This is a genomic window from Bartonella sp. AP20NXHL (genome assembly GCF_042196165.1).
Lineage (GTDB): Bacteria > Pseudomonadota > Alphaproteobacteria > Rhizobiales > Rhizobiaceae > Bartonella.
Genome location: NZ_JBHIPV010000015.1, coordinates 1 through 22,159 on the forward strand (window position 1 = coordinate 1; position 22,159 = coordinate 22,159).

Consider the following 22,159-nt stretch of genomic DNA (forward strand, 5'->3'; position numbering starts at 1 on the left):
TAAGGACCAACACAAGCAGCATGACTCTTCAAATACTGATTTCCCAAATCACCATCTTTTTCGTGTTTCATAATCGTGTTACGATCAAGCAAAGCTGTTGCAGGACTTGCAACAATATTATTAAGAATAAGTTCTGCTGGATAAGGTTTATCAAATTTCATCACAACTGTTTTCTTATCAGGAGCTTGCAAAGCATCATCAACATTTTGTTCTACAATTCCATATTCATTAAAAATTGCCGCATTACCCATCTTCAATTTGACAACCCGCTTCATACCCCAAACAAGATCATTGGCATTGGCTGATCTGCCATTATTAAACTTCAAACCATCACGCAAATGAAAAGTAATCATCGTACTGTGATCATCACCTGAAACATCCCAATGCGTTGCTAAAGCAGGAACCATTTTAGCAGGATCATCTGTCGCAGTACTCACCAAGTTATCACAAACATTGCGAACAATTTCACTTCCATAAACATCATTGAGCTGCGCAGGATCAAACGTACTGATTGCATCAAGATTCCAAGCCATCACAAGGGTATCAGCCGGTGTTTTTGCTGAAACCTGTTGTCCAACTACCCCCAGTGCAATAAAAGCAGAAACAAGAAAGCTGCTCCCTTTCAATATTTTTTTCTTCAAGTTCATAACTTTTCCTTTTAAATAAAGTTTATTATATAAATTTCCCACGCAACAAGAACATGCTTAATCATAAGGTTAGACGATCCATAGGCCCCTAAAACAAAGTATTAAAACTTTCAAACAGCACCACTTTCCAACCTTTTCTCCTGTCCATACTTAACAAGCCCCCAATATGCACCGAAAAGCAATTTAATATATGATGAATGACATAACCCATCACAAATCTATTGATAATATTACAACGTCTACCATTGAACGCGATAAGACAAAGACTTCTTCTCTATTATCAGGCAAGCTTGTCACTTCTTTCTTCTAGCGTTTTTATGCCATCAAAGGGCTCTCCCCTGTTAACTCAAGCGCCTTAATAACGAAGAACCCTAATAATAATTTGATATTTTAACAAAACAGAAAAATTCACCCATCGGCTAACATGAAACACCTCTACCCCTTCTGCAAGAGGAATTTTGAATTTTTCCATAATTCCCCACTAAATAACGGCTTCTAATTATATCTTATTTCCAAATAAAAGGAGCACGGGCACCACAAACCTCTTACATTCCCTCACGCGGATATACATAACAAAACTTTTTTCAATATCGTATTTTTAATATCTTTGCTCCTTTAACAACACTCAATTCATTGCTTATCATTGCTTACATTTTTTCAGAAAAAAAGATCTTTTCAATGCACCAAGGTTGAAATATCTAAATATAATACTTATATAAGCATACCCTTATTAGAATAGATAGTCTTTTTTTAAGTAAACTGTCTTGAAATATTATTTCTATACACGACAATAATAAGTTCGTTACAAAATCTTCAATATACTAGAACTCTCACTCTGATGTGAAATATCGAAACGTTATAAAATTTCTCTACAAATTCTCAGAAACGAAAGAATATCCCTTTATTTAATAAAAAAGGGCCATGAAAATATCGCAAAAAATGCAATAAAACATGTGTATATTTCAAAAACCAGCACCGTTAACCAGACTAAGGTGATAAACTCAAAAAGTAAGAAAAAATAAAAAAATGTTTTTCCTTTATGATAATAACATCGCTGTACCATGATAATACAATAAAAAACACGATCTTTGAAAGTATATTAAAATGAAGCGAAAAAAAAAATTATTAGATTCTTTTCATGCGTTTCTTGGAGAAAAATCAAGCCGCGTTAGTCTAAAATTGCTTATCCTTTCATTCTTCATTGGTATCGTAATGAATTTTTTGGGATGGACACCTCGAAACCTCATACAAAAAATAGTCGATTTTTTTCAATCACTATGGGAAGCAGGATTTATAACGCTTACAAATTTCTTCCATATAACTATGACAGGAGCTATTGTTGTTGTGCCTATTTTTCTTATCTTACGAATTTTTCATAAAAAATAAAAGCCTTAACATTTTCCTTGCGTTAATCTTTTCGAAAAATCAAACGACACAAAAATCCTGTAGTAATAGCAATAATCACTGCAACAATACCATATAAAAAATGATACTTGTGCGCTGCATAAAAAATTGTATAGGTGATATGTGCTTTAACAATTTCAAGAGTCGTTGTTGCACTATCAATAAACTGTCCATCACGAAAAAGATAAGCACGAACTTTATAATGTCCAACCGGGATATTTGCTGGCAAACGAAAATGCGCTGTGAAAAGTGTGTCAGAACCAAAACGAACCCCACCCACTTCCTCATAATAAAGGCTTTTAGCTTTTTGCAATTTTATAAGTTCATCGCGAAAGATTTGTATTTTTTTCTGATCTTGTTCATCCGTCTGCAATGGCAAATAGAGTAATCCTAACCCTAAGCGTTTATAATCTTCAATGCTCGTAATATCGTCAATTTCACGTGTTGTGACCATAGAGTAAAAAAGAGGAACCTTTTTAAAAATAAGAGAATCTGTATTGACCCATACACCGGCATTGCGTTTTTTTTCTCGCATCACCATTGTCCGATCTTGTCCCTCCAAGCTTACAACAATATCATAACGGTTCTGTCGAGAATATAACGGATCAATATTTTCCAAAACACCAGCAATATAAAGATCACGACCAGCAAAATTTGCATCCACAGTAATCGTATTCGTTGTTACAATAATTTGGACAGTTTCGTGGTCAACTTGATCAATGAATGTAGCTGGCGTCCCAACATGTGACCATGTAGAAAAAGAAATAAAACAAAAGCAACCTGTAATGATGTATAAAGAAAATAATCTACCCATTTTTATCTCATAAGAATATCCAGAGAGAAAAGATTATCAGGGCGTATAAATAATTGAAAAGCAAGACGCATACACACAATCAACACTAAAAATGCAAGTGCCATACGCAATTGTTCAGCCTTTAACTTCCGTCCAACCCGTGTTCCATATTGCGCACCAATACTTCCTCCAAGCATTAACAAAAAAGCCAAGACAATATCAACGGACTGATTAGTCATACTTTGCAAAACTGTCGTGAAAGAAGACACAAATGTAATCTGAAAAAGTGAAGTCCCAATCACCACACTGGTTGGAACACGCAGAAGATAAATCAATGCTGGTATCATAAAGAACCCCCCACCAATTCCCATAATAGAAGACAACAACCCCACAATGAGACCAATCCCTAAAACTGGAATAATGCTAACATATATCATAGATGTCCGAAAACGCATTTTTAAGGGTAAGCGATGAATCCAATTATGTCGACCAGCAAGACGAATATTGGCTTTTCCTGCCTTACGCTTGCGCATCATATCATACCAACTTTCAACGATCATCAAGCTTCCTACACTTCCAAGAAGAATCACATAAAGAAGCGAAATCATTAAGTCTAATTGACCTAACTTTTTCAAAACAGAGAAAACCTGAATCCCGATTAAAGAACCAATCCCTCCTCCAATCGCCAAAAGAATACCAAGTTTAATATCGAGCGTACGTCTTCTAAAATGTGTAATTGCTCCTGTTACAGATGACGCAATCATCTGGTTAGCACCTGTTCCAACAGCAATAGCAGGAGGAATATTATAAAAAATCAATAACGGCGTGATGAGAAACCCACCACCGATTCCAAAAAGTCCTGAAAAAAAACCAGCAACGACTCCCATACCAATCAAGATCAGCATATTGAGTGACATTTCAGCAATTGGTAAATAAATACTCACTTACAGAACCTTCAAGATAATTTGAGGTTTTTTTACAATTAGAGAATCCTTCTCCAATTATCCTCTTTTCCAATAATCTCTGTTGCGTGTTTAAAAGGATAATTTTAGTTGCTATAGCTTCCGCACAAACACGAATGCGCAATACATTTCACATCTATTAACATCAACATCATAAAAATTAAAAAAAACGAGCTCCTTTTAAAAAGCTATAAAAACATAACGTTATCGCTACCATAAATGCAACGGTTAAAAAACAAAGAACACCTTTTTTTAGCAAATAAGATAAAAACGACACATGTTCCCGAGACTGCGTCCTTAAAGAAGAAAAATCATTCTCAATACAATGATTAGATGCCTGAGCACCCATCATACCTTTTTCTTCTATCACAGCATGCTCCACTAGCCCCTCAACCTTTTTAAAAGAAGATTTCAGAGCATCACTGGGCAAAGGGCTTCTATCTTCTTGCTGCACCGTATTTTCAACATTTGTTTGGAGTGAAATTATGCTGTTTTCTTTCGAAAAATTTTGCACCTTTTGAAGTAATAAGCGTTCTTGATTTCCCTCACATTCCATGTGAGCAAGTTTTTGTACAACAGAATCAGGTGATTTTGAACGAGACACCCGTCGTGTTACCGCTGCTTCTTCTAAGCTTTTTTTTTCACTCTGCAAACTTTGAACAATTGTTTTAATCTGCTCTAAAGACTGGAAAAGCTTTTTTTCTCTTTGACGACGTATATAATGTTCAGCCAAAATGGCCCGACTAATATCATCTAAGTAAGATTTAAAATGCTCTTCTACCGAACTCTGCTGCATTAAAGAACGAGGCGAATGCTTCATTTGCATTTGCGCATAAACGGTGCGTAATTTTTGAGCAATATCCGACATCGTTACTTCTACAGAAGTATCCATGCTCTCTTTCTGTTCAACAAAAGAAAAGACTTTATCGTTCCTAACCTGTTTGGTCGCCTGGCCGATCGTATGACCCTTCGTATTCACAAACGCCTACCCCTCATTAACCTTTTTGAAAAGAATCGCAACAAATGATGAGAAAGTGTGCTCTATTTTAGTAAATAGAGCTTTAAGAACTCCCAAAAACTTTTTTGTTAGAAATATTTTCCCCAATCTTTATCTAAAATATTTGAAAGAAAGATCTTTAATTTTTCTGTATTCAAGATTTGAAGAGAAAAATCATTCCCCCATTTTTATCTTTTTCACTTAATTTTTCATTGCATAAAGGACCTATTGCACCATCATAAACAAAGCATAAGAAACTAAAAAAATATTCTCACAAGACAAATTGATTTTTTTACTTTTTATTCAAGCAAATAGGGCAATTATGGCAATGCAAAAATATGAAGATTGAAAATGACGACGAGAAAGTACAAGTAAACGTAAAAAAAGCTTATATGAAAGAGAACACAAGTTATAAATTGAGACTTCATTCTAAACAATTTGGTTTCTTATGAGTATTGCTATAAACTTATGACGTACAAACAAAGAGGATCATTATGAAGATAATTGTCGCTGTCAAACGTGTTGTTGATTATAACATCAAGATACGCGTCAAACCTGATAATACAGGCGTTGATCTGTCTCACGTAAAAATGTCTATGAATCCTTTTGATGAGATAGCCGTGGAGGAGGCCATTCGCCAAAAAGAATCCGGTAAAATTTCAGAAGTTCTTCTTGTTTCAATTGGCCCAGAAGCAGCCAAAGAAACTCTACGAACAGGACTTGCAATGGGAGCTGATCGCGCACTTCTTGTCACAACGGATCAAACACTTGAACCCTTAGCAATTGCTAAGGTTCTCAAAACCATTGTTGATGAAGAAAAACCTAATATGGTCTTTTTAGGAAAACAAGCAATTGATGACGATAGCAACCAAACAGGACAAATGCTCGCTGCTCTTCTTGGGTGGGGACAAGCAACTTTTGCCTCACATCTTAACATAGAAAATGGGCATGCTACAGTTACTCGTGAAGTTGATAATGGAACACAAACCCTTTGTCTTCCCCTTCCCATTGTTATGACCGCCGATCTACGGCTCAATGAACCGCGTTACACCTCTCTCCCCAATATCATGAAAGCAAAAAAGAAAATCATTGAACAAAAATCTCTTACTGATCTTGGCGTCGATACGAAAGCACGCTTAACAATTTTAAGCGTTGAAGAGCCAAAACCCCGTCAATCCGGTATAAAAGTGGCAAATGTAGTAGAACTTGTCAGAGCCTTAAAACAGAAGAACTGCATTTAATATTCTCACCACTAGAGTAAAAGCAACACTCACATAAAAGGGCAAAAACTTATGGCAATTCTTTTATTGGCCGATCATAATACAGAAGAAACAGCAAAAGCACTCACCGCTGCACGCGTACTCAGTAATGATATCGATATTCTGGTTTGCGGAGAAAAAATTCAAACGATAGCGGAAAATAGTGCTAAACTTAATGGTGTGCGGCAAGTTCTTATTGCAAAAGCAGACTATTTAGCCCATCAACTTGCCGAGCCTATGGCAGATACAATTCTCACGTTAGCAAATGATTATGATGTGATCATGGCAGCATCCAGCAGTACTGGGAAAAATGTGATGCCGCGCGTAGCAGCTCTTCTTGATCTTATGCAAATTTCAGATATTACCGCCATTCTTTCACCCAATACCTTCAAACGACCAATTTATGCAGGCAATGCATTTGAAACTGTCCGCACCAATGATTATAAAAAGATTATAACAGTTCGCACCGCTTCTTTCACCCCAACGCCTTCCCAAAATAATTCTGCTCCCATTAAAACAGTAACACCAGCTCCCAATCCAAATCTTTCTTCTTTCGTAAAAGCAGAGACAAACAAAAGTGATCGTCCTGAGCTCACCTCAGCACGTGTTATTATATCAGGCGGGCGTGGTCTTGGTTCTCAAGAGAAATTTATGGCCCTGCTTCTTCCTCTTGCAAACAAATTAAATGCTGCTTTAGGTGCCAGCCGCGCAGCAGTGGATGCAGGCTATGCTCCCAATGATTGGCAAATTGGACAAACAGGAAAAGTCGTTGCCCCTGAACTCTATATCGCCGTTGGCATTTCCGGTGCAATCCAGCATGTAGCCGGTATAATGGATGCACAAATTATTGTTGCCATTAATAAAGATGAAGAAGCTCCCATCATGCAAATTGCCGATTACACCCTTGTAGGTGATCTCCACCAAATTATTCCAGAATTGGAGAAAGCTTTATAAGCCATGAAAGCACCTCTGCATGACCAACGTGAAAGTATGGAGTTTGATATAGTCATTGTCGGAGCAGGACCTGCAGGGCTTTCTGCCGCAATTCGTTTTAAACAAATTAATCCTGAGCTTTCTGTCACAATTGTTGAAAAAGGGACCGAAGTTGGTGCACATATTCTCTCTGGCGCAGTTGTTGACCCCATTGGTATCGATACACTCTTACCAGAATGGCGAAATGATAACGACCATCCCTTCACAACCCCTGTCACACAGGACCAATTTTTTTTTCTAAAGCCTCAAAAGTCCACAGTATTTCCCAATATTTTGCACCCTAAAATCTTATCAAATAACGGATGTTATATCGTTTCGCTTGGGAGCGTCTGCCGCTGGCTAAGCAAAAAAGCTGAAGCGTTGGGTGTTGAAATCTATCCTGGTTTTGCAGCAACAGAACCCATCATCCAAAAAGATAACGGAGCTATTATTGGTGTTCTCACCGGAGATATGGGGCTTAACAAAGATGGAACCCCTGGAAAAAATTATATGCCTGGGATGGCTTTATTGGCAAAATATACTCTGATTGCGGAAGGAGCACGCGGCTCAATTGCAAAACAACTGATACAACATTTTAATCTTAGCAAAAATCGAGAACCACAAAAATTTGGTCTTGGTCTCAAAGAGCTCTGGGAAATTGCCCCCAACAAACACCAACGCGGTTTAGTACAACATTTCACTGGTTGGCCCTTAGACAATAATACCGGTGGCGGTGGCTTTATTTATCACCAAGAAAACAATATCATTTCTGTCGGTTTTGTTGTGCACTTAGATTACAAAAATCCTTACCTTTCTCCCTTTGAAGAATTTCAACGTTTTAAAACACATCCAAAACTCTATAAAATCTTTAAAGGCGCAAAACGTCTTTCCTATGGTGCACGTGTTATCAGCGAAGGAGGTTGGCAATCTGTACCAAAACTCACCTTTCCTGGTGGGGCGCTTATTGGCTGCTCTGCTGGATTTGTCAATGTTCCTCGTATCAAAGGATCACACAATGCCATCTTATCTGGCATATTAGCTGCCGATAAAATTGCTACCGCTCTTGCACAAGGGCGTGCCCATGATGAGGTTAAAGAAATCGAAGAACAATGGCGAAAAGGGCTCATTGGAAAAGATCTTTATAAAGTGCGAAATGCCAAACCGCTTTGGGCAAAATATGGGACAAAATATGGAATTAAACTTGCTGGTTTTGATATGTGGTGGCAACAACTGTTCGGATTTTCCTTATTTAAAACACTCTCCCATGGAAAGGAAGATTATGCATGCCTTGAACCAGCAGAAAAATTTCAACCCATTTCTTACCCAAAACCAGATGGCGTTGTAACCTTTGATCGCCTTTCAAGTGTTGCCCTTTCCAATACGCATCATGAAGAAAATCAACCTTGTCATTTAAAAATAGCCTCATTAAAAAAACAAAAAGACTCTGAATATGCGATCTATGGAGGCCCCTCTACACGCTATTGTCCCGCCGCTGTCTACGAGTGGCTAGAGGATAATGATCATCTGACTTATATGATCAACGCTTCAAATTGCATACATTGTAAAACATGCGATATCAAAGATCCAAACCAAAATATCACTTGGATCTGTCCGCAAGGCAATGAGGGCCCCTTCTATCCCAATATGTAACCATTGTTCATTTTCCTAAAATTGAAATATACAAAACACATTGAATAAAAATATTTCCCAGATCAGAAATCTATCAATCACCTTCCTTCATACGTTCTTTCACAATGTAAAAAGGACTCTATTCTCATATAAAATACTCTCTTCACCACATAACTTTTTTCAATAGAAAAACATAACATATTTTTATCAAAATTTTTTTATCTAAATGGCAAAACAATAATGAATATATTCTTGAAAATTCTGCAATAAAGGAAAAACTGCGGTTCTCGAAAATCTGAAAGGAAATAAGCCCGTTCTACTTTACCCCCTCTCCCACATGATCCAAAATGCTTTTAGCCCTCTCATAAGAAACATCAATCGTTTTAACTAGCCAAGAGCAAAACCTACGGAGGTACACTTCAAGTTTATTTTTTCTCCTACACTTGGCAAGTAATGCTCACTCAAGAAAACCACAAACAAATGTAGAAAAAACATTGCGAGATAAAGAGATAAAGAGCATGCTTGCTCAAGCCCTTTTTATGTTTCTAATGATAATGACACGAAAAAATCTTACATTAACCTTTTATTTTTGCATTAAAGATAATCGCCTTGCATCTAACCTTTATCAATATACTGCCCTTTACCAATATACTGCAATGAATGTATGCAAATACCGTAAGAATAAGCAGATACCAAGCCATGGAGACTATCGCTATTAGCAAAACATCTGATAAAAACCAAAATAGCTTTCATAACCACTCTATGACGCGTTTTATAGAGTTGTTTGTTTATAAAGCTTGTGCTTTCGCTGTTGCTTGTAAATCAACATCCAAATTGAACATAGTGGTATATTTAAAAGAAAGATTAAGATGAATGAAAGCTCTGCACGCCGTTCCAGATTTTGTAGCTAGAGCAAAAATATTGCATATTCTATTTGAGTAATCTCTGAAACGAAAATACAGTTTCATTTAGCAAGAATATGAAACCTGAAAGGAAAAAACCTGTTTTCCTCTTTACTATCATCTGTCCATTTGGTTTTAAAACTTTCAAAAGCATCACAATATCCTCTAAAAAGAAGAGATAACGTATTGTCCCCGCTTTTATTACTTAAGTTTTTTTATAGGAGCATATCCTTAAAAAAAATAAGGTATCCAAAATTAAAGCAGACTTGTGTTGTTCAATCATGGGCTTGTTTTTAAGAGATAGCTCTCATATCAAACAATTATTTCGCGACACTATCCGAAAAAGGTATAATACACTCCTGTGAACGAACAGTTCTATATTTACGAAATAAAAAGTACAAGCTAGCAGCATCATTTTCTCTGCGATCCCCAATGATGCGATAATCTTTGCTTTGAGAAAGTTTCAAGATGCACGAAAATAATTTTGATTAATGACTATAAGAAGAGCTGAGATAATGTTACGATATTTAAAGCTCCTAATTAATAGGCAAAATAATAAATTTTCCATTACAAATCAAATCTTTAAGATAAAAATTAGCCTTAAACGTTTCTAAGGTACTCATTATACTGTTAAAGCTATAGAGAATATGAAAAAATAAAGTATTTTGCTGATAAGAGCTTATATTTAATCAATAACAATACAGTCAGCTGCCAGTTAACTGTTTGTGCTTCAAAAGAGGCTGTTTATATTTGCTCAGAAAAACAGTTTGGATATCAATAGAATATTTGAAAAATCGGCATTATGAAAATAATCTAAAAAGCTTAGCTTTTAAAAGAGCATAACCAAGCATGAGATGATAACATGGGTAAAATTGTTTTTTGGTTCTCGAAGGAAAAACTTTATAGAAAATCATGGGGCTGATAGAATATTGATTACATTTGGAATTTGTTTTACTGGAAAAAATAATGCGGACCAAAATAGATAATAATGTTAAATTAAGACGTTAAATATGAAATTATCTTATTGTAGTGTAATCGATTATTCGAGTAAGGTAAGCCTTTGTAATGATAAAAAATGTGCTGGTAAAAAATAAGCCAAAATGGCTTATGAGTATGGATAAAAATCTTGTGGTGAGGAGAATTTAATGAAAAGAAAAGAGCATGTGTGAAAAAGCATATTTTATAGGTGCGCATGCTTATTCTGCACCCGTTATAGAATCAGGGCTTTATCTTGTGGCAACACCTATCGGAAATCTTGCAGATATTACGCTTCGTGCTTTGCAAGTGCTTGCAGGAATTGATATTTTAGCGTGTGAGGATACGCGAGTAACACGTGTTTTGTTAGAACGTTACGGTATTCAAAAAAAAACTTTTCTCTATCATGAATATAATGCGCAAAAAGCGGGTCCAAAGCTCTTAGCGGCTTTAGCAGAAAACAAAACAGTAGCACTTGTTTCAGATGCCGGAACACCACTTATTTCTGATCCCGGATTTCGATTGGTGGAAGAGGCCCGTAAAGCTGGTCATAAAATCATTCCTATTCCTGGAGCATCCGCTCTTTTAGCCGCTCTTATACCGACAGGGCTTCCTACTGATAGCTTTTTTTTTGCAGGTTTTTTGAGTGCACGAAAGCTACAACGCCGAAAACGGTTGGAACAATTAAAAGAGATTCCAGCAACTTTGATTTTTTATGAATCACCGCATCGTCTTGTTGAAACTTTACAGGATATGGTCACACTTTTTTCGGCTGATCGACCTGCTGCCATTTGTCGTGAATTAACAAAAAAGTTTGAAACAGTAGATGTTTCCAATTTGGGGAACTTGTTGGAAAATTACAGAAAACAAGCACATATTCGTGGAGAAATTGTTGTAGTTGTAGGAGAATCATCTTCTTCTTTAAATGTGATAAGTGATCAAGAAATTGATGAAATGCTACTAGAACGCGCACGGACATATTCTGCTGCTCAAGCGGCAGCTTTTGTTGCAAAAAAAACCGGTTTAAAAAAGCAGGAACTTTTTCAGCGATTAATCTTTTTAAAAAATGCATAAAATGATGCAAAAAAAACGCAGACAAAAGTCTTTTTATCGAGGGGTACGTGCAGAAAAATTGGCAGCTTGGTGGCTACGTTGCAAAGGGTTTCACATTGCCGAAAGGCGTTTTAAAACAAAATGTGGGGAAATTGATTTAATTGCACGACGCGGAAATCTTGTGTTAATCGTTGAAGTTAAAGCACGTTCAACGTTGGCTGAAGCAATGGAAGCGGTTTCCCGAATGAATGAAAGGCGAATTGAAGCAGCTGCCGATATTTGGCTCGCACGGCAAAAAGATTATGCCCTTTTGTCTGTGCGCTTTGATTTGGTTGCAATTTTACCTTGGCGTTGGCCACAGCATATCCCTGCATTTTTTACATCTGATCAATAAAAGACACCCCCCGTTTTAACCATATTCAATAAAAAACATTTCGTTTTTATGTGCATATGCGTTAAAAAGTGTGTAATAATTGAGCGCTATAAGGAGCAAAATATGGATGATTATGAAAAGTTTGCAACAGGTTTACTCATTATTTTTGGAGCGCTCATTATTGGTGGTTTAATGGCAATGCATATTGTGCTTATGAATAAACCAGGTTTTTTATTTGCATTAGCCGCAGCTGTTGTTGGTTGGTTTTCTGCTTTTGCCGTTCTCTTTGACAAGCCTAAAATCTATTTGGGCTTGATTATTCTTGCTATGTTATGTGTTGCTTCTTCAATTAGCGTTTATGTTAGTTAAAACACCTGAAATGTTGATTGAGATTCCTTTAAAAATATAAAACTGAGAAATAGAAATGAAACTTGGCTTTTTAGGAACGGGTACAATCAGTGCTTCAATGGTGAATGGCTTAATGACAAGCACCTTTGATGTTTCTTCCATTATTGTTTCGCCTCGCAATGCACAAACAGCAGAGCGCCTTTCACGCACCTATGATACGGTTATGATTGCTGAAAATAACCAAGCGTTGCTCGATGTTAGTGATTGTGTTTTTCTTTGCTTGCCCAATCAAATTGCAGAAGACGTTTTGCGCTCTCTTTGTTTTCGTCCAGAACAGCTGGTTATTTCCGTACTTGCTATGGCAAAAGCAGCAGAAATAGAAGAGTGGATTAATCATAAAGTTTATCGTGCTGTTCCATTACCTTTTGTTGCAGAATGCAAAAATTTGACACCAATCTATCCCGATCATCCCTTTTTACGCACTTTATTTGATGCATTGGGGGGCACATTAGTGCTGGATAAGGAAGAGCAGTTTAATCTTTTTATGACAGCAGGTTCACTTATGGGAGTATATTTTAATTTTATAGAAACTGCCCATCAATGGTTTATAACACAAGGGTTAAAAAAACAGCAATCAGCAGAATTCCTTACTATGATGTTTGGAAATCTTACGGATGAAATGCGTAAAATTACAGCAACGGATCATTCTGCATTTCTCGATTTTGCACTGCTTGAAAAAGAGTTTTCAACAAAGGGTGGAACAAATGAATTTTTGTCAGATTACTTTTCTCATCAAGGGGGAAGGAATGCTTTAACAACCGCTCTTGAGGCTACTTTGCAAAAAATGAATGCTTCTAAAAAGACTTGACCAATATTTTTATCATCTCAATAAGAAAAAACTAAATGTTGAAGATGTATATCAAGAAAACTCACATCGAAAAATGCTTTTTTACACCTGAAAAAATACTATTTTATGAAAAAATTGATTATTAAAATATTTTTTACAACCTTTTACAATTTTTCTAAATTACTTTTATTTTCTGTCTTCTTTTAGCCTCAAGTCCAATATTTTTTTCTACCTCACGGCTCCAACTCTTCAATTTGTGTCCCCTTCAGGTTATCCAAACGCATGAATAATTTTTTATTTATTTAACCTAATATACTCCATTCTCGCATTAAAACTTCTCCTTACAAAGAAGAAACTATTTTTATGTCTTTCATGATTGTGTTTTAATAAACTCTCTTAAAAAAACATTCAAAAGAGTTGATTTTTTATTTGATCAACAATTTTACGATATAGTTTAGCATGCTCTTCACTAGGCTTAGCAACAAAAATAGGGACCCCCTCATCTGAAGAAAATCTTAAAGCCGCATCAAGCGGTATTTCCGCTAAGAAAGGGACTTCTCGACGTTCCGCTTCTGCCCGTGCACCACCATAGCCAAAAATATCATAGCGTTTTCCTGTATCAGGAGCGATAAAATAACTCATATTCTCAATGAGTCCTAAAATAGGAACATTGACTTTCATGAACATTTCTATTGCTTTACGCGCATCCACTAAAGCAAGATCTTGTGGCGTAGAGACAACCAACGCACCTGTTAATTGTACCTGTTGAGCAAGCGTTAATTGTGCATCCCCTGTACCGGGCGGCATATCAACGACTAAAATGTCCAGAGGGCCCCATACAACATCTCGTAACAATTGCGTTACAGCTGCCATAACCATAGGACCACGCCATACTACCGGCTTTTCTTCCTCAACCAAAAATCCCATCGACATCAATTTAAGTCCGAATTTTTCAAGAGGTTGAATCTTTTTTTCTCCAATAAGCTGTGGTTTTTGATTAACAAGTCCTGTCAAACGTGGCAACGAAGGACCATAAATATCAGCATCCATCACCCCCGTCTTGAAACCAGAATCTTGTAAAGCTAAGGCGATATTTACTGCCATCGTAGATTTTCCTACCCCTCCTTTTCCAGAAGCAACAGCAATCACATGCCGCACACCTTCTATGGGCATTTTGATCGGTAAGAGATTTGCTCTCCGTCTAGGTACTGCCTTTGTTGTTTTTTCTGCTGTAAGTGTGACAACAACAGATTTCACTCCTTCCAAGGCACATACCATCTTTTCAGCAGAACGACGCAATGATTCCCATTCTTGCACACCTCCATCAGGAACTGTAATAGAAAAGAAAACCTTACCATCAGCAATCAATATTTCTGAAAGAAGACCCAACGACACAATATCGCTTTCAAGATCTGGTCCTTTGATTGTACGTAATACGTTGCGGACAGCTTCACTTGTGATAGGATCCACGTTCTTTCCTCTCTATAAAAATACCAGCAAATACAAGCATAAGAACAAAAAATACTTACAGGCTTATCACCTGATAATTTTCTACTTTACTCAGCATTATAAAGTATACATTACTTATATCTTATTCTCTTTAAAAATATGAAACCATCCTTAAATAAAGAAGCTCAAACATAGAATCTGATATAAATCCTATTAATCATGTTTGTGCTACAACCACTTTAATGAATATTCTGATAAAAATTTTGTAAAAAAAAACTCTTAATATTAAAGGATATTTTAAATTGAGCATACAGTAATCAGTCACACTTTCTTTAATTCTTTAACGCCCTAGCCATTTACGTTCTGTAGATTCAATTGTTATTTTCTAACACTCTTACAGTATTGTAAAAAAGTGTCACAGACAGTTATAAGGTGTTTTGTATTCTTTCAAGAAAGAGAAAAACAATCTAAGATTGACTTTTTTTATATTTTTCCTTATGGGTTAACAGCCGTATGATAGGATAAAATTATCCCTCTCGCGCATAACTGCTCGTAAAACGAAGATTAAGAAGGGCCGCACTCCGCGGTATTTAAATAAATGAAACGTACTTACCAACCCTCTAAACTTGTCCGTAAACGCCGCCATGGGTTTCGTGCACGCATGGCCACAGCTGGAGGACGTAAAGTTATTGCTGCAAGACGTGCTCGTGGACGTAAGCGGCTCTCTGCCTAACCATTTAAATTTTCACAACCTTTGAGGATTGCTCATCATTTCTTCGTTGTGAAACTTTCATTATGAACCTCTAATGCCTGCTTGCAGGCATTTAGTGAAATTGCGAAATGTTCTTTTATGAAGAAAAAACATCCCTGCCGTATTCGCAAAAGAGCAGATTTTTTGGCTGCCCGTACAGGAGAAAAACGACGTGGTCCTTTATTTTTGCTCGAAGTTAAATCTCGTGAACAAACAACAGAAAGAAAAGATTCTCTTTTTGCACGTGTAGGCTTCACTGTTACTCGTAAAAACGGTAATGCTGTGAAACGTAATCGTATTAAAAGGCGCTTGCGTGAAGCCGTGAGAGTTGGTGTAACAAACCACATGGAAGCAGGAACAGATTATGTCATTGTAGCGTACCGTGATGTGTTACATGCGCCTTTTACATCCTTGATTAGTGAATTAAATCGGCGAATAAAACCAAAAATAAAACATCAGCAACAACAACAAGGGTGTACGGATGGAATATAACCGCAATTTCTTTATCGCTATTGGCTTATCTTTCGTAGTGCTCATCGCATGGCAATTTCTTCATGTTGCTCCCAAACAAGCAAAGTTACAAAAACAACATGTCATCACACAGCAATTGTCAAAACAACAATCAGCCCTTTCTACTACCACGACGGATTTTTCTGACGATACCTCAACGCATCAAGCAACATCTATCATCGAACAGCCAATGACACCTGAAATCCGGAAAGCTGTATTGGCCAAAACAGAGCGTATTGCGATCCAAACCAATGAACTGGAAGGCTCTATTAATCTTGTTGGTGCACAATTTGATGATCTTCACCTCAAAAAATATCGTTTAACAGTCGATAAAAAATCACCGGAAATCGATTTGCTAAACCCTAAAGGTTTCAAAACGACCTACCTTGCTGAATTTGGTTTTGCAAGTGCGTCTTTGCCAGCAAAAGCCTTGCCACAATCGGATACAAAATGGCAAGTAGAGGGAAACAATACAATCCTGACTCCTTCAACACCTATCACTTTAATTTATAATAATGGACAGGGACAAATCTTCCGACGGACCCTTTCTGTTGATGATCATTTCATGTTTACCATTGAGGATTCTATCAGCAATGAAAGTGATCAACCAATACATCTCTCGTCCTATGCCCGCGTTGCACGTGCTGCACCACCAGAACATACAAATGCAACCTATTTACTTCATGAAGGTATGATAGGTATTGCTGGAGATTCGCTCAAAACTGAAAAATATAAAACCTTAGCAGAGCTTGACCCAAATCCTGATAATGGGCAAAAGAGCGTGACTTTTTCCAAAGTAACAGGAGGTTGGATTGGTATTACCGATAAATATTGGGCTGTAGCAGTTATTCCCCCGCAAAATAAAGAATATACAAGCCGTTTTATTTATTTTGATCGTTTGCAAACACATTATCAGTCTGACTTGCTAGGGTCGCTTTTAACGATTGCCCCAAATGAAACAAAAACTGTTACAAATCGTCTTTTTGCTGGTGCAAAACAAGTTGAAATTATTAATAGTTATCAAAATGACCTAAAAATCAAAAAGTTTGCTCTTTTAATTGATTGGGGCTGGTTTGATTTCATCACCAAACCAATGTTTTCCCTCATTGATATTCTTTATAAACAAACAGGGAATTTTGGTATAGCCATCCTTCTTGTCACAGTGCTCTTAAAAACTCTTCTTTTCCCTCTAGCCAATAAATCTTATAAATCTATGGCACGCATGAAGCTTTTACAACCGCGGTTGCTAGAAATAAAAGAAAAGTATCCCGATGACCAAACCAAACAACAAAAGGCAATAATAGAACTATATAAAACCGAAAAAATAAATCCCCTTGCAGGCTGTTGGCCGATGTTGGTTCAATTCCCAATATTCTTTGCTCTTTATAAAGTTCTCTATATCACCATTGAAATGCGCCATGCCCCTTTCTTTGGCTGGATTAAAGATTTAGCGGCACCCGATCCAACTTCTCTTTTTAACTTGTTTGGTCTCTTGCCATATACAACGCCAACATTTCTTATGATTGGTGCATGGCCTTTGATTATGGGAATAACGATGTTTTTACAAATGCGTATGAATCCCGCTCCTCAAGACCAAACCCAAGCGATGATATTCACATGGATGCCTGTTGTCTTTACTTTTATGCTCGCCTCTTTCCCTGTTGGTCTCGTCATCTATTGGGCATGGAACAATATATTATCAATCATTCAGCAAGGTATCATGATGAAGCGCCAAGGAGTTAAAATTGAGCTTTTTGATAATCTGAAAGCCATCTGGAGAAGATCACCCAAAAAAGAAGTGCGTGAATGACAAGAGATTCTTCCCTTTCTGGAATTTTTTCTCGCAATTGGATTTTTATTCGTGGTGTACCAGCAATACGCTTTCTCCCCCCCGAAGGACCACCAGAAATTGCATTTGCAGGACGTTCCAATGTTGGAAAATCATCTTTAATCAACGCACTCGTTCAACAAAAAAGCTTAGCACGTACCTCAAATACACCAGGACGGACTCAAGAGCTTAATTATTTTGTCCCCGATGGCTTCAGTGGGCAAATAGGAGACCTTCCCCCTCTAGCATTAGTAGATATGCCTGGTTATGGTTTTGCTGCTGCTCCTAAAAATCTTGTTGATGAGTGGAAAAATTTGATTTTTAGCTATTTACGGGGGCGCACAACGTTAAAACGTGTATATATCTTGATTGATTCACGGCACGGAATCAAAAATAATGATGAAGATGTTCTTGCTCTCCTTGATAAAGCAGCCGTTTCTTATCAAATTGTTTTGACAAAAAGCGATAAAATCAAATCAAATGCCTTGGAAAAATTAATTATGAGCACACAAACAAAGCTTCTTAAACGCCCAGCAGCTTATCCTGAGCTTCTTGTAACCTCTTCAGAAAAAGCTATCGGTTTAGAAGAATTACGTGCTGCCATTTTGCAAACCATCGCATAAGAGAACAATTCTTGGTCATTAACAATTTATTAATTATAATTACTAGCAGCTGCTAATGATCTTGTACTTCTAGTCAAGCATCTTTATAAAAATGATTACTTGAAAGAATTCTCTTCAACTCTATTTGATAGTGTAAATTATGCTGACACTTTTTCACTCTCCCCTATCCGCTGCCTCGCGCTTCATACGCCTCATTCTTGGGGAATATGGTGTAACCACTCAACTGATTGAAGAATATGAATGGGCAAGAAGACACGAATTTCTAGCCCTCAATCCCGCTGGTCATGTTCCTGTTTTTCTCGATGAACACGAGGTTCCATTATCAGGTCCTCTTGTTATCTGCGAATATTTAGACGAAACACATGGAAGTTTACGACAAGAAAATAAGCTCTTTCCGGAAAATCCTTTAGATCGTGCAGAAGTACGCCGTCTCAATGACTGGTTCTTAAATAAATTCGAAAATGAAGCAACGCGCCATATCGTACGAGAACGAATCCATAAACGTGAAATGCCACTTTCCATTGGCGGTGGTGCTCCTAATTCACAAATTTTACGCAATGCACGTGCCAATATTTTACCACATATGAACTATCTCAATTGGCTCTGTGCCTCTCGCGATAGCTTAGTCGGTTCTGCCTTGTCCTATGCAGATCTAGCAGCAGCAGCTTCTATTTCTGTACTTGACTTTCTAGGGGAAATTGACTGGGAACAATCTCCTGCTGCCAAAGACTGGTATATGAGAATAAAATCACGCCCTTCTTTTCGTTCTCTTTTAACAGATCGCGTCCGCGGAATTGTTGCAAGTGCTCACTATGCAGATCTTGATTTCTAGCCTTCTCTCACAAACAAAAATAAAAGTGATATTTTATCTAAAGGATATTTATAGGTTTATGAATTTTTATGCATGCGTATAAACGATATAATGATTTATAATCGTATTCAACAGGGAATAAGACCCATTATAATTGAATCAAAAAAAATACTTTCTTATCGTGTCACAAAAAAAGATTAGCACAGGAATAAAAAATATTTAAGAAAGCATTTTAACGACTCTCTTTAAATACAAGAGCTGTAGCATCATTAGAAGCTAGGCAAATAAAATAACAATACTTAACGCATGTTATCCTCAAGTCTCCCCAATATATGAAAAAACGCATTGCATAACATATATACTATTTGCTCTATAATAAAAAAATCCTCATCATGCGTTTTTACAACATAACAATTTTTTAAACTGACTTTCCTAAAAGATGAAGAATCCGACCAACTCTCGTGTGAAAACAATCCAACTTCTTGTTAGCCCCTTGTTTTTATCCCCTTTTTACGTGATTTTATTTATGGGTAACATATTGATATACAATGATAAATAATCGTTTTTTTACTTTAATCATCAATTCCAAATACCTTTTTCTCATTACCTTCATCACATTTAAAACAATCAAAATCGCTTTCTTATGCGTCACAAATGGAATTGGTAAATGAAAGAATATTAAAGAAAAGAATGAAAATGCCTAAGTGCCAAGAATTATTAAAACATTAAAGGCTAACAAAACGTATGATAATGCTAATTTTCTCTATTTATGAAGCATAAAGATAGTGGCGCAGAATAGATGTTATATTATTCATGGATACTCTCTCGTGATACCACTCACGAGCACTATCATAAAATAAGTTTAGAAGAATTGATAAATATTTCTTTAAGAAAAGCGCATGAATTAACCACATAGGTGTATTTTGTTTTGGAGGTCTTGTTTTGCATGAAGAACGCTCCCCCCTTAAAGAACGAAAGAAACAAAAGCGTAAAGTAATACACAATCTCCTTTAGGTGACATAAGCAAACCTTACTTAGGAATATTCATCACACACTCTAACGAAAAACATCTCTATTTAAATTTGCAGATCTTATATCACTTGCTCTAAACAACAGTATTTTACAGCATAACAAGATAAATTAAAGCAGGAAAAAAATTTTTCTATAAAGAAAAAGAACCATTGGAAAGAAGGCAAGAATTTGCCTATACTGCACAGTAAAGTATTATAAGGAGATAAAAATGCGCCTTACAGTTGTTGGTGCAAATGGAAGAATGGGACGTGAACTCATTACAGCAATCCAGCAGAGGAGAGATGTAGAACTTTGTGCTGTTCTTGTACGCAAAGGCTCACCGTTTGTAGGAAAAGATGCCAGTGCCTTAATTGGTTCAGATTCTCTTGGGATTGGTATCACTGACGATCCCGAAAATGCCTTTTCTAATACAGAAGGTATTTTAGATTTTTCACAACCAGAAGCCAGTATTCTTTATGCTAACTACGCTGCTCAAAAAAGCCTTGTCCATATTATTGGCACCACAGGATTTAGCAAAACAGAAGAAGAAAAAATTGCAGATTTTGCGAAATATACAACAATTGTCAAATCCGGAAATATGAGCCTTGGAATAAATCTTTTAGCCAACCTTGTAAAGAAAGCTGCTAAAGCATTAGAAGCCGATGATTTTGATATCGAAGTTTATGAAATGCATCACGCTAACAAAGTTGACGCCCCTTCTGGAACAGCCCTTCTTCTTGGCCAAGCAGCAGCTGAAGGGCGCAATGTTATGCTTAAAAATGTGCGTGTCAACGAACGCAATGGTCATATAGGTAAACGCAAAAAAGGCACCATTGGCTTTTCCTGTTCACGTGGTGGGACAGTTGTTGGAGAACACAGTGTCATTTTTGCCGGCTCCAATGAGCGCATTGTTCTTTCACATACAGCGCAAGAACGCTCTATCTTTGCCAATGGCGCATTAAAAGCAGCTTTATGGGCACAAAATCATGAAAGCGGTCTTTATTCAATGTTCGATGTTTTGGGATTGAACGATGAATTTTAAACAATCAATAGAATAGAGGCAATGCATAATGGGACGCATACTTACACTAATTCGTCATGGACAAAGTGAATGGAATCTCAAAAACCTTTTTACCGGTTGGAAAGATCCTGATTTAACAGAAAAAGGTCATGCCGAAGCGATAGCAGCAGGAAAAAAACTGAAAGAATATGGTTTGAAGTTTGATATCGCTTATACATCAACCTTACAGCGTGCTCAAAAAACCGCTCAGCACATTTTAGAGCAAATGGGACAATCAGATTTAGAAGTGATAAAAAATCCTGCATTAAATGAACGTAATTATGGTGATCTTTCTGGTTTAAATAAAGATGAAGTACGCCAACAATGGGGGCAAGAGCAAGTGCAAATGTGGCGCCGCTCCTATACAATTGCACCCCCGAATGGAGAAAGCCTACGCGACACCGGTGCGCGCATCTGGCCTTATTATCTTTACCATATCCAGCCTCATATTTTGCGCTCCAAAACTGTTTTAATCGCAGCGCATGGAAATTCTCTTCGTGCTCTTATTATGGCGCTTGAAGGTCTCTCCGGTGAGGAAATTATATCTCAAGAATTAGCGACCGGTATTCCTATTATTTACACATTTAATCCGGATTCAACAATTTTATCAAAGAAAGTCCTCACACCTTAAACTTCTAAAATCATGATCTCCCCAAAAATTCAATTCAATCGTTTTAAGCTGAAAAAATAAATTCTATAATTTTATTGACAGAATTGCGTCATGCGCTTAGATGAATTTTATGAGCCCAGATGGCGGAATTGGTAGACGCGCAGGTTTCAGGTACCTGTGCCGTAAGGCGTGGAGGTTCGAGTCCTCTTTTGGGCACCATGCTCTTTTTTATCCAAAATAATTTATTGATTTTCCATATATTTTTTACAGTGAGGGACGCGTAAATAAAAGTTAGGGAATAGGATTTTGCAACACGTCTCTCTAATTATTACGAATCAAGAGTTC

The 22,159-nt window shown here is 37.0% G+C and carries 20 protein-coding genes and 1 tRNA gene; 16 read left to right on the forward strand and 5 right to left on the reverse strand.

What is annotated here, in order from left to right; all coding sequences use genetic code 11:
- The coding region (locus tag ACFILL_RS07665) for an ABC transporter substrate-binding protein (protein ID WP_375631208.1) at nt 1–647 on the reverse strand (647 nt) is incomplete at its 3' end.
- A gap of 1,104 nt (nt 648–1,751) precedes the next feature.
- On the opposite strand from ACFILL_RS07665, the gene ACFILL_RS07670 reads away from it, so the two are divergent.
- Nucleotides 1,752–2,033, forward strand: coding sequence for a DUF6460 domain-containing protein (locus ACFILL_RS07670; RefSeq protein ID WP_273790723.1), 282 nt, complete (start codon nt 1,752–1,754; stop codon nt 2,031–2,033).
- Nucleotides 2,034–2,055: 22 nt separating this feature from the next.
- Here ACFILL_RS07670 and ACFILL_RS07675 read toward each other — a convergent pair whose 3' ends face one another.
- From ACFILL_RS07675 to ACFILL_RS07685, 3 genes are all read right to left on the reverse strand, one after another.
- Nucleotides 2,056–2,865, reverse strand: a complete 810-nt coding sequence (locus ACFILL_RS07675; protein WP_375637830.1) for a TIGR02186 family protein — start codon at nt 2,863–2,865, stop codon at nt 2,056–2,058.
- Nucleotides 2,866–2,867: 2 nt separating this feature from the next.
- The gene (locus ACFILL_RS07680) at nt 2,868–3,788 is read right to left on the reverse strand and encodes a sulfite exporter TauE/SafE family protein (RefSeq protein ID WP_375613503.1); all 921 of its coding nucleotides are present in this window, start codon (nt 3,786–3,788) and stop codon (nt 2,868–2,870) included.
- Nucleotides 3,789–3,966: 178 nt separating this feature from the next.
- Nucleotides 3,967–4,785 carry a hypothetical protein gene (locus ACFILL_RS07685; RefSeq protein WP_375643623.1) on the reverse strand — a complete coding sequence of 273 codons (819 nt, stop codon included), beginning with the start codon at nt 4,783–4,785 and terminating at the stop codon, nt 3,967–3,969.
- 512 nt (nt 4,786–5,297) lie between these two features.
- Here ACFILL_RS07685 and ACFILL_RS07690 point away from each other — a divergent pair.
- From ACFILL_RS07690 to ACFILL_RS07720, 7 genes are all read left to right on the forward strand, one after another.
- Complete coding sequence (locus tag ACFILL_RS07690; RefSeq protein WP_273790719.1) at nt 5,298–6,044, forward strand: electron transfer flavoprotein subunit beta/FixA family protein; 747 nt, start codon at nt 5,298–5,300, stop codon at nt 6,042–6,044.
- Between the two features lie 51 nt (nt 6,045–6,095).
- Nucleotides 6,096–7,016 carry an electron transfer flavoprotein subunit alpha/FixB family protein gene (locus tag ACFILL_RS07695; protein WP_375643624.1) on the forward strand — a complete coding sequence of 307 codons (921 nt, stop codon included), beginning with the start codon at nt 6,096–6,098 and terminating at the stop codon, nt 7,014–7,016.
- Nucleotides 7,017–7,019: 3 nt separating this feature from the next.
- On the forward strand, nt 7,020–8,684 hold the full coding sequence (locus ACFILL_RS07700) for a 4Fe-4S dicluster domain-containing protein (RefSeq protein ID WP_375643626.1): 1,665 nt from the start codon (nt 7,020–7,022) through the stop codon (nt 8,682–8,684).
- Between the two features lie 2,042 nt (nt 8,685–10,726).
- On the forward strand, nt 10,727–11,614 hold the full coding sequence (rsmI, locus tag ACFILL_RS07705) for a 16S rRNA (cytidine(1402)-2'-O)-methyltransferase (RefSeq protein WP_273790716.1): 888 nt from the start codon (nt 10,727–10,729) through the stop codon (nt 11,612–11,614).
- A gap of 4 nt (nt 11,615–11,618) precedes the next feature.
- Nucleotides 11,619–11,987, forward strand: coding sequence for a YraN family protein (locus tag ACFILL_RS07710; protein WP_273790744.1), 369 nt, complete (start codon nt 11,619–11,621; stop codon nt 11,985–11,987).
- Nucleotides 11,988–12,089: 102 nt separating this feature from the next.
- Nucleotides 12,090–12,335, forward strand: a complete 246-nt coding sequence (locus ACFILL_RS07715; protein ID WP_273790715.1) for a hypothetical protein — start codon at nt 12,090–12,092, stop codon at nt 12,333–12,335.
- A gap of 55 nt (nt 12,336–12,390) precedes the next feature.
- Nucleotides 12,391–13,182 (forward strand): pyrroline-5-carboxylate reductase, encoded by a 792-nt coding sequence (locus ACFILL_RS07720; RefSeq protein ID WP_375643627.1) that lies wholly within the window; start codon nt 12,391–12,393, stop codon nt 13,180–13,182.
- 387 nt (nt 13,183–13,569) lie between these two features.
- On the opposite strand, the gene ACFILL_RS07725 is transcribed toward ACFILL_RS07720, so the two are convergent.
- Nucleotides 13,570–14,631, reverse strand: a complete 1,062-nt coding sequence (locus tag ACFILL_RS07725; protein ID WP_375637833.1) for an Mrp/NBP35 family ATP-binding protein — start codon at nt 14,629–14,631, stop codon at nt 13,570–13,572.
- Nucleotides 14,632–15,208: 577 nt separating this feature from the next.
- Here ACFILL_RS07725 and rpmH point away from each other — a divergent pair.
- The 8 genes from rpmH (at nt 15,209) to ACFILL_RS07765 (ending at nt 22,033) form a co-directional block, all read left to right on the forward strand.
- Nucleotides 15,209–15,343 carry a 50S ribosomal protein L34 gene (rpmH, locus tag ACFILL_RS07730; protein ID WP_005864709.1) on the forward strand — a complete coding sequence of 45 codons (135 nt, stop codon included), beginning with the start codon at nt 15,209–15,211 and terminating at the stop codon, nt 15,341–15,343.
- A 117-nt stretch (nt 15,344–15,460) separates the two neighbouring features.
- Nucleotides 15,461–15,853: a ribonuclease P protein component gene (gene rnpA, locus ACFILL_RS07735; protein ID WP_273790712.1), complete on the forward strand. Its 393-nt coding sequence runs from the start codon at nt 15,461–15,463 to the stop codon at nt 15,851–15,853.
- The gene (gene yidC, locus ACFILL_RS07740) at nt 15,843–17,681 is read left to right on the forward strand and encodes a membrane protein insertase YidC (protein ID WP_273790711.1); all 1,839 of its coding nucleotides are present in this window, start codon (nt 15,843–15,845) and stop codon (nt 17,679–17,681) included. The genes rnpA and yidC overlap by 11 nt, the downstream gene beginning before the upstream one ends.
- Nucleotides 17,678–18,322: a ribosome biogenesis GTP-binding protein YihA/YsxC gene (yihA, locus tag ACFILL_RS07745; RefSeq protein ID WP_375643628.1), complete on the forward strand. Its 645-nt coding sequence runs from the start codon at nt 17,678–17,680 to the stop codon at nt 18,320–18,322. Before yidC ends, yihA begins: the two co-directional genes overlap by 4 nt.
- Nucleotides 18,323–18,461: 139 nt before the next feature.
- Nucleotides 18,462–19,154 (forward strand): glutathione S-transferase family protein, encoded by a 693-nt coding sequence (locus tag ACFILL_RS07750; RefSeq protein WP_375643630.1) that lies wholly within the window; start codon nt 18,462–18,464, stop codon nt 19,152–19,154.
- Between the two features lie 1,219 nt (nt 19,155–20,373).
- Nucleotides 20,374–21,186 carry a 4-hydroxy-tetrahydrodipicolinate reductase gene (dapB, locus tag ACFILL_RS07755; protein ID WP_375643631.1) on the forward strand — a complete coding sequence of 271 codons (813 nt, stop codon included), beginning with the start codon at nt 20,374–20,376 and terminating at the stop codon, nt 21,184–21,186.
- Between the two features lie 28 nt (nt 21,187–21,214).
- Nucleotides 21,215–21,835 carry a 2,3-bisphosphoglycerate-dependent phosphoglycerate mutase gene (locus tag ACFILL_RS07760; protein ID WP_375643632.1) on the forward strand — a complete coding sequence of 207 codons (621 nt, stop codon included), beginning with the start codon at nt 21,215–21,217 and terminating at the stop codon, nt 21,833–21,835.
- Nucleotides 21,836–21,948: 113 nt separating this feature from the next.
- Nucleotides 21,949–22,033: transfer RNA gene (locus tag ACFILL_RS07765), tRNA-Leu, on the forward strand.
- Nucleotides 22,034–22,159: the final 126 nt, after the last annotated feature.

What these genes read in the sequence shown, in the direction of transcription:
- rnpA (WP_273790712.1), top strand. Translation starts at nt 15,461, where the DNA reads ATGAAGAAAAAACATCCCTGCCGTATTCGCAAAAGAGCAGATTTTTTG.
- ACFILL_RS07760 (WP_375643632.1), top strand. Translation starts at nt 21,215, where the DNA reads ATGGGACGCATACTTACACTAATTCGTCATGGACAAAGTGAATGGAAT.
- ACFILL_RS07715 (WP_273790715.1), top strand. Translation starts at nt 12,090, where the DNA reads ATGGATGATTATGAAAAGTTTGCAACAGGTTTACTCATTATTTTTGGA.
- ACFILL_RS07720 (WP_375643627.1), top strand. Translation starts at nt 12,391, where the DNA reads ATGAAACTTGGCTTTTTAGGAACGGGTACAATCAGTGCTTCAATGGTG.
- dapB (WP_375643631.1), top strand. Translation starts at nt 20,374, where the DNA reads ATGCGCCTTACAGTTGTTGGTGCAAATGGAAGAATGGGACGTGAACTC.
- yidC (WP_273790711.1), top strand. Translation starts at nt 15,843, where the DNA reads ATGGAATATAACCGCAATTTCTTTATCGCTATTGGCTTATCTTTCGTA.
- rpmH (WP_005864709.1), top strand. Translation starts at nt 15,209, where the DNA reads ATGAAACGTACTTACCAACCCTCTAAACTTGTCCGTAAACGCCGCCAT.
- ACFILL_RS07750 (WP_375643630.1), top strand. Translation starts at nt 18,462, where the DNA reads ATGCTGACACTTTTTCACTCTCCCCTATCCGCTGCCTCGCGCTTCATA.
- ACFILL_RS07675 (WP_375637830.1), bottom strand. Translation starts at nt 2,865, where the DNA reads ATGGGTAGATTATTTTCTTTATACATCATTACAGGTTGCTTTTGTTTT.
- rsmI (WP_273790716.1), top strand. Translation starts at nt 10,727, where the DNA reads ATGTGTGAAAAAGCATATTTTATAGGTGCGCATGCTTATTCTGCACCC.
- ACFILL_RS07670 (WP_273790723.1), top strand. Translation starts at nt 1,752, where the DNA reads ATGAAGCGAAAAAAAAAATTATTAGATTCTTTTCATGCGTTTCTTGGA.
- ACFILL_RS07710 (WP_273790744.1), top strand. Translation starts at nt 11,619, where the DNA reads ATGCAAAAAAAACGCAGACAAAAGTCTTTTTATCGAGGGGTACGTGCA.
- yihA (WP_375643628.1), top strand. Translation starts at nt 17,678, where the DNA reads ATGACAAGAGATTCTTCCCTTTCTGGAATTTTTTCTCGCAATTGGATT.
- ACFILL_RS07700 (WP_375643626.1), top strand. Translation starts at nt 7,020, where the DNA reads ATGAAAGCACCTCTGCATGACCAACGTGAAAGTATGGAGTTTGATATA.
- ACFILL_RS07690 (WP_273790719.1), top strand. Translation starts at nt 5,298, where the DNA reads ATGAAGATAATTGTCGCTGTCAAACGTGTTGTTGATTATAACATCAAG.
- ACFILL_RS07695 (WP_375643624.1), top strand. Translation starts at nt 6,096, where the DNA reads ATGGCAATTCTTTTATTGGCCGATCATAATACAGAAGAAACAGCAAAA.